This window comes from Stenotrophomonas sp., assembly GCF_032061965.1.
Classification (GTDB): Bacteria; Pseudomonadota; Gammaproteobacteria; order Xanthomonadales; family Xanthomonadaceae; genus Stenotrophomonas.
The window spans coordinates 1-4200 of record NZ_DAMBEF010000081.1; the positions used below are offsets into that span (position 1 = coordinate 1).

At 65.0% G+C, this 4200-nt stretch carries 3 protein-coding genes; all 3 read right to left on the minus strand.

Annotation, left to right across the window (positions count from 1 at the left end):
- Positions 1-76: 76 nt before the first annotated feature.
- Positions 77-832 (minus strand): tetratricopeptide repeat protein, encoded by a 756-nt coding sequence (locus tag RT460_RS19345; protein WP_313321350.1) that lies wholly within the window; start codon positions 830-832, stop codon positions 77-79.
- A 26-nt stretch (positions 833-858) separates the two neighbouring features.
- Positions 859-1818, minus strand: coding sequence for an acetyl-CoA carboxylase carboxyltransferase subunit alpha (locus RT460_RS19350; RefSeq protein ID WP_313321351.1), 960 nt, complete (start codon positions 1816-1818; stop codon positions 859-861).
- A 76-nt stretch (positions 1819-1894) separates the two neighbouring features.
- Positions 1895-4200 (minus strand): DNA polymerase III subunit alpha (gene dnaE / locus RT460_RS19355; RefSeq protein WP_313321352.1); only part of this gene is annotated, 2306 nt, incomplete at its 5' end.

A 4200-nucleotide genomic window follows, 5' to 3' on the forward strand; every position in this document is an offset into this window, starting at 1 on the left:
CGTAGCGGGGGTTGGGGAGAGGGCGTTCTTGGCCGGGAAACGAAAAGGCCGGCATTGCCGGCCTTCTTCTCGACTCTCAGCCCGCTGGCGCCAGCTGCCGTAGTTCCTTGCGCGCGGCATCGATCCAGGCGCGTTGTGCCTGCTGGTAATAGCGCGGTGAGGTTTCGGCACGGTCGAGGATGTTCTGCAGCTGCTTGGCAGCATCATCGTCGCGTCCGGCGCGTTTGAGCAGCAGGGCATAGCGCAGGCGCGCCTCTTCGCCGGGGTAGCCTTCCGCCAGCGCTTGGTACTCGTGCAGCGCAGCGTCGATATCGCCGCTGTCTTCCACTGTGCGCGCATACAGCAGGTGGCCGTCGTGCGAGCGGAAATTGGGGTTGGCTGCGATCAGTGCATCCAGCGTCTGCCGTGCCTTTGCGGGCTGCTGCAGGCCGAACTGCGCCTTGGCCAGGCCCAGCATCAGTTCCGGGTCTTCACGATGGATGCCGCGCATCGCGCCTTCGAACTGCGCCGCTGCCTCGGCGTACTCGCCGCGGGAAAGGTGTTCGTCAGCCAGATGGCGACGGTTGTCGACCGTGTCGGAGACACGCAGGCGCTGGTCAGCCTCGCGCTTGCGCCGTTGCGGATCGATCTGGTCGCGGACCTGGCGCAGGCCGCGTCGCGCCGACGGGCTGTTGCGCAGGCCCGGCAATACCTCGGCGATGAAATAGATCAGCACCGCCAGGTACGAGAACACCAGAATGATGAAGATCCAATACAGCGGCCGCCCGGTGCGCACGACGTGCACGCAGCAGGCGACCTGCAGGACCAACGAAAGCAGAATGATCGGACTCATCCCTGTGTCCCCGATGTGGAAGCGGCTCAGGCCGCTTCGTAGGCACCGTAGCTGCGCAGGCGTGCATAGCGCTTGGCCAGCAGTTCTTCCACCGACAGCTGGTCCAGCGCGTCCAGCTCGTTGAGCAGCACGGCTTTCAGGCGCTTGCCCATCTGCGTCGGATTGCGGTGGGCGCCACCGATCGGTTCGCGGATCACCTTGTCGATCAGGCCCAGGCTCTTCAGGCGCGGGGCGGTCATGCCCAATTGTTCGGCGGCATCCTTGGCCTTGCCGGCGTCCTTCCACAGGATGGAGGCGCAGCCTTCCGGGCTGATGGTCGAGTAGACGCTGTATTCCAGCATCAGGGTGCGGTCGCCCACGCCCAGCGCCAGCGCGCCGCCCGAGCCACCTTCGCCGATCACGGTGCAGATCACTGGCACCTTCAGCTCGGCCATTTCCATCAGGTTGCGGGCGATGGCTTCGGACTGGCCGCGCTCTTCGGCATCGATGCCCGGCCAGGCGCCGGCGGTGTCGATCAGGGTCAGCACCGGCAGGCCGAAGCGCTCGGCCATCTTCATCAGGCGCAGCGCCTTGCGGTAACCCTCGGGCTTGGGCATGCCGAAGTTGCGGCGGACCTTTTCCTTGGTGTCGCGGCCTTTCTGGTGGCCGATCAGCATCACCGAGCGGCCGCCAATACGGGCCAGGCCGCCAACGATGGCCTTGTCATCGGCGAAGGCGCGGTCGCCTGCCAGTTCCTGGAACTCGTCGCAGAAGATGCGGATGTAGTCCAAGGGGTAGGGACGCGAGGGGTGGCGGGCCACCTGCAGCACCTGCCAGGAGGACAGGTTGCGGAAGATCTGGGCAGTACGCAGGCGCAGCTTGTCTTCCAGCGCCTTGACCTCAGCATCGACATTGACCGCCGGCCCGGCGCTGGCACTGCGCAGGTCCTTGATCTTGGATTCCAGATCGGCGATGGGTTGCTCGAAATCGAGGTAGTTCGGATTCATCGGAAACCGTCAGCAATGAAAGGGGGGAAGTGTAGCCGAACGCGCCGTATCAACCCGTACGCGTCCGTCCGGACTATCAGTTGGCCCAAGGCGGGCTGTACTTGACCTTGACCCGGCGCACGGCCGGATCGTCGCGCAGGGCGTCCAGCAAGGCGGGTGTGACCCGTACCGAACCGCTGCTGCCCAGGTCCAGCATGCCGGCCACGCTGCCGCTGGGCTTGCCGTTGAGCAGGAGGTCCAGGCGCAGCGGCGTGCGTCCCGGGCGGTGGGCAGCCAGCAGGGCGTCGATGCGCTGCCAGATCGGGCCGCCACGGCCATCCACGCGCATGGACACGCGCAGGGCGTGGTCGGCGCAAAGCTGCTCGTAGTCCCAGCATTGGCGGATGCGCAGGGCATAGCCGCCGTTGAACTCGTCCTCGCGTAGGCCGCCCTTCACGACCAGGATGCGGTCCTTGGTCATCAGGTGGCCAAACTCGGCCAGGCCATCGGAGAATGCGCTGCATTCCACTCGGCCCTTGCCGTCTTCCAGGGTCACGAAGACCTGGCTGTCTCCCTTGCGGCGGACACCAATGACCATGCCGGCCAGGATCACCGGAGATTCCTGGCGCCAGGCGCGCTTCTCGCCGTCCTTGGACGGGAAGGCCGGGGCAATCAGTTTGTCCAGGCCGCCGAGGTCGGTGCCAACGAGTTCCTTGACGTCGTCGGCATACGGGTCGAACGGGTGGCCGCTGAGATAGAAGCCCAGCGTCTCGCGTTCGCCGTTGAGCAGCTGCGCCAGTGGCCATTCCTTGCTTTCGGGCAGGTCGAGCTGGCTGGCGGCGCTGACCGGGTCCGGCGCACCGAACAGCGAGTTCTGCCCGGAGGCCTTTTCACGGGCCATCTGCTCGGTGGCCTTGATGACCTCCGGCAGCTGCAGCATCAAGGTTGCGCGGTTCTTGCCGACGCCATCGAAGGCGCCGCAGTTGATCATCGCTTCCAGGGTGCGGCGGTTGAGCTTGCCCGATTCCACGCGTGCGCAGAAATCCAGCAGCGAGGCATATTCGCCGCCACGCTCGCGTTGTTCGACTACCGCTTCGCATGCGCCCTGGCCGACGCCCTTGATCGCACCCAGGCCGTAGCGGATGGTGTCGGCGTTGGCCGCCTCGAACATATAGGCCGAGTCGTTGACGCGCGGTGGCAGCACGGTGAGGTTGAGGTTCTTCACCTCGGCCAGGAACCCCACCACCTTGTCGGTGTTGTCCATGTCCGAAGACAGTGTCGCGGCCATGAACTCGGCCGGGTAGTGACGCTTGAGCCACGCCGTCTGGTAGCTGACCAACGCGTAGGCGGCGGCGTGTGACTTGTTGAAGCCGTAGCCGGCGAACTTCTCCATCAAGTCGAAGATTTCATCCGCCTTGGGGCCGTCAACACCGCCCTTGGCAGCACCTTCGCGGAAGATCTCGCGGTGCTTGGCCATTTCCGCCGGCACCTTCTTGCCCATCGCGCGGCGCAACAGATCTGCGCCACCCAGCGAGTAGCCGCCGACGATCTGCGCCATCTGCATCACCTGCTCCTGGTACACCATGATGCCGTAGGTGTCTTTCAGGATGGCCTCGGTACGCGGATCGGGATAGATGATTTCTTCCTGGCCATGCTTACGCGCGTTGAAGGAGGGAATCAGGTCCATCGGGCCGGGGCGGTACAGCGACACCAGTGCGATCAGGTCTTCGAAGCGGTCAGGGCGCGCGTCCTTCAGCAAGCGGCGCATGCCCGAGGATTCGAACTGGAACACCGCGCCGGTATTGCCGTTGGCGAAGATGTCCTTGTACGTGGGCGCATCGTCGAGTGGGATGTGGGCGATATCAACCGGTGGAATGCCGGCGCGCTCGTGGCGCTTGTTGATCGCCTTCACCGCCCAATCAATGATGGTCAGCGTGCGCAGGCCGAGGAAGTCGAACTTCACCAGGCCCACTTCTTCGACGTCGTTCTTGTCGAACTGGGTGACCGGGTTCTTGCCGATGCCGCCCTCGTCATGTTCGGCGTACAGCGGGCAGAACTCGCTCAGCGGCTCGGGCCCGATCACCACGCCACCGGCGTGCTTGCCGGCGTTGCGGGTCAGGTCTTCCAGCTGCAATGCCAGATCGATCAGGTCGCGGACGTCATCCTCGGATTCGTAGCGCTGGATCAACTCGGCCGAGGCCATTTCCGAATCCGCGCCTTCCTTGCCCTTGCCCAGCGCATCCTTCAGGTGGATGCCCAGGATGTTGGGAATCAGCTTGGACACACCATCGACCAGGCCGTACGGGAAGCCCAGCACGCGGCCGGTATCGCGCACCACCGCCTTGGCTGCCATGGTGCCGTAGGTGATGATCTGGCTGACGCGCTCGCGGCCGTACTTGCGCG